Source organism: Nitrospirota bacterium, assembly GCA_020846775.1.
Lineage (GTDB): Bacteria > Nitrospirota > 9FT-COMBO-42-15 > HDB-SIOI813 > HDB-SIOI813 > RBG-16-43-11.
In genome coordinates, this window is sequence record JADLDG010000119.1 from 1 (window position 1) to 2,806 (window position 2,806).

At 45.8% G+C, this 2,806-nt stretch carries 4 protein-coding genes; all 4 read right to left on the reverse strand.

What is annotated here, in order from left to right; translation table 11 throughout:
- Nucleotides 1–337, reverse strand: a 337-nt coding sequence (locus IT392_13245; GenBank protein ID MCC6545437.1) for a DUF4390 domain-containing protein, incomplete at its 3' end; no start/stop codon positions are given.
- 2 nt (nucleotides 338–339) lie between these two features.
- Nucleotides 340–1,101, reverse strand: coding sequence for a slipin family protein (locus tag IT392_13250; protein ID MCC6545438.1), 762 nt, complete (start codon nucleotides 1,099–1,101; stop codon nucleotides 340–342).
- Nucleotides 1,102–1,131: 30 nt separating this feature from the next.
- Nucleotides 1,132–2,439 carry a nodulation protein NfeD gene (locus IT392_13255; protein MCC6545439.1) on the reverse strand — a complete coding sequence of 436 codons (1,308 nt, stop codon included), beginning with the start codon at nucleotides 2,437–2,439 and terminating at the stop codon, nucleotides 1,132–1,134.
- A 28-nt stretch (nucleotides 2,440–2,467) separates the two neighbouring features.
- Nucleotides 2,468–2,806: nucleoside triphosphate pyrophosphohydrolase (locus IT392_13260; protein ID MCC6545440.1), on the reverse strand; the 339-nt coding region annotated here is incomplete at its 5' end.

Here is a 2,806-nt window from a genome sequence, read left to right on the forward strand (position 1 = left end):
CTGAGCTCAGGCCTGCCGCCGTCCTGGTTACGAGAAACTGCTGCTTGAGGATATCATACTTTATCAAATATCTTATTGTGCCGGATACCTTCTCCTCATCAAGCCAGCCTGGAATCACCCTTTTTATAACCATGTAATAAAAAAATTCTTTTTTTACCCCATTGATTATCTCCTGCTTTATCTCCTGGGTAAAACCGCCACTTAGTCTGGCGGAGACTAACAGCTCAGAATTTCTCTTCGTAACCAGAATATCTGAAATACCATTTGAAGCTGCCAGCCCTCCTGATGTCCAGAAAAACATGCAGGTTGCCAATATGGCAATAAACCTGAATATCATTATTACTTAACTGCTTCCTTCCTGTTAATGAGGGGAGACAGTATGTCTATTGGTAAGGGGAATATAATGGTGGAGTTTTTCTCAGTTGCAATTTCTGTCAGTGTCTGGAGGTATCTGAGCTGAAGTGTAGTAGGATTTGCGCTCATTATCCCTGCAGCGTCAGCAAGCCTTTGTGATGCCTGAAATTCACCGTCTGCATGAATCACTTTTGCACGCCTCTCCCTTTCCGCCTCTGCCTGTTTAGCCATGGCACGCTGCATTTCCTGCGGCAAATCAACATTCTTGATTTCAACATTGGACACCTTGACGCCCCACGGCTCAGCATGACGGTCAAGTATACGCTGGAGGTCCTGATTCAACTTATCTCTTTCAGACAGGAGGTCATCGAGGTCTGCCTGCCCCAGGACACTCCTTAGGGTTGTCTGGGAAAGCTGTGATGTTGCATAAAAATAATCTTCAACTTCTATTATTGCCTTTTGAGAATCAATTACACGGAAGTATACAACAGCGCTTACCTTAACAGAGACATTGTCTTTAGTGATGATATCCTGTGTTGGGACATCGAGGACTAAGATCCTTAAACTTACCTTGACCATCTTCTGTATCCCTGGTATAAGCACGATAAGTCCGGGGCCCTTTACACGCCAGAAGCGTCCAAGCATAAATATAACCCCTCGTTCATATTCTTTTAGTATCTTGACAGCGCTGTAGAGAAACATAGCTGTTATAATTATGATAATAAGAGGACTCAAAAAAAGCTCCATAATTGCACCACCTTTCGATTAAACCCTGAATTATACCTTCTTTACAATTACTGTCATTTGCTCAATCCCGACAATCTTAATCTTTTCTCCCTTTCTGACCGCTTCATCACTCCTCGCGTCCCACAACTCGCCATGAACGAACGCTGTACCCCCTGCACTAATGTCAGAGACAGCCTCTCCAACCTCACCAATCAGACCCTCTCTGCCGCTAATTGGCTGCCGTTTGTGCACCTTCACAGCAAGCCCTATTGCGACAGCAAAAAACAGGGCGGTCATCAATGCCGCAGGGATTATAACCATCCACGATATCCTGAAGAATGGCGCATCTACCGTCATCAGCATGATAGAGCCAAGCACCATAGATATTACACCTGCTACAGAGAGTAGTCCATAGCTTACTATTTTTATCTCTGCGATAAAGAGGATAATGCCAAGTATAATAAGCAGGAGGCCGGCATAATTTACAGGGAGTGTTTGAAATGCATAAAATGCCAGAATGAGGCATATGGCGCCAACAACACCCGGGAAGATAGTGCCAGGACTGGCAAGCTCAAAGAACATGCCGTAAATGCCCAGGATCATCAGGACATAGGCAATATTGGGATCGCTCAGGGTATTCAATATCCTCAGTCTCAGGCCCATGGGAAATTCCCGGACTGCGGCGCCTGTTGTCTCAATCCTGATCTTTCCCTTATTCGTCGTCACCTCTCGCCCGTCAATCATTTTCAGAAGTTCATTCCGGCTCTCAGCTATTAAGTCTATGACATTTAGATCGAGCGCCTCTTTCTCAGTTATTGACACACTTTTCCTGACTGCATCCTCTGCCCACTCTATATTCCGGCCTCGTTTTCCTGCGATAGATTTTATATATGCAGCAGAATCATTTTCTACTTTCTCCTTCATCGTATCATCCATCTGTCCGCCGCCAACTGCAACAGGGTGTGCAGCTCCGATATTTGTCCCCGGCGCCATCGCTGCAATATGGGCAGACATTGTGATAAATACTCCGGCAGAGGCAGCCCTTGAACCGGAGGGTGATACATATACGATTACCGGGACGCTGGAACTGCCAATTTCCTTTACAATATCCCGCATTGATGTATCAAGCCCGCCTGGCGTGTCAAGTTCAATTAAGACTGCAGCCGCATCATTTTTGTTGGCATTTTTTATAACCTCAGCAATATACTCTCCTGCTACCGGATTAATTACACCGTCATATTCAGCAAGGTAAACCTGCCTTTGGGCCGAGGATACAGCAGAACCATATTGACCCACTGCGAGTAAAATAAATGGGATTATAATTTTCAGATTGAAAAGTGTATTTCTCTTTTTCATCATGAAATCCCGCTGCCATCTCATACCTCTATCAACCTCCCTGTCCCTTCCCCTTCTTCTTCTCTATCTCCTTAGCCTCCACCCACAGATCCTCCATCTCCCCGAGGGAGACATCTTTCCACTCCAATCCCTTTAATGCAATCTCTTCCTCAATATGTCTGAACCTCGACATAAACCTGCTTATCGTCTTTCGCAAGGCGTCTTCAGGACTCACCTCAATGAACCGTCCTATATTGACAAGCGCAAATAACAGATCCCCAAGCTCGCTCTCCATCCCTTCGCGGTCCCCCACTCTGAAGGCCTCTTCAAACTCACCCATCTCCTCCTGGACCTTGGCAAAGACCTGATCAACATGTTCCCAGTCAAACCC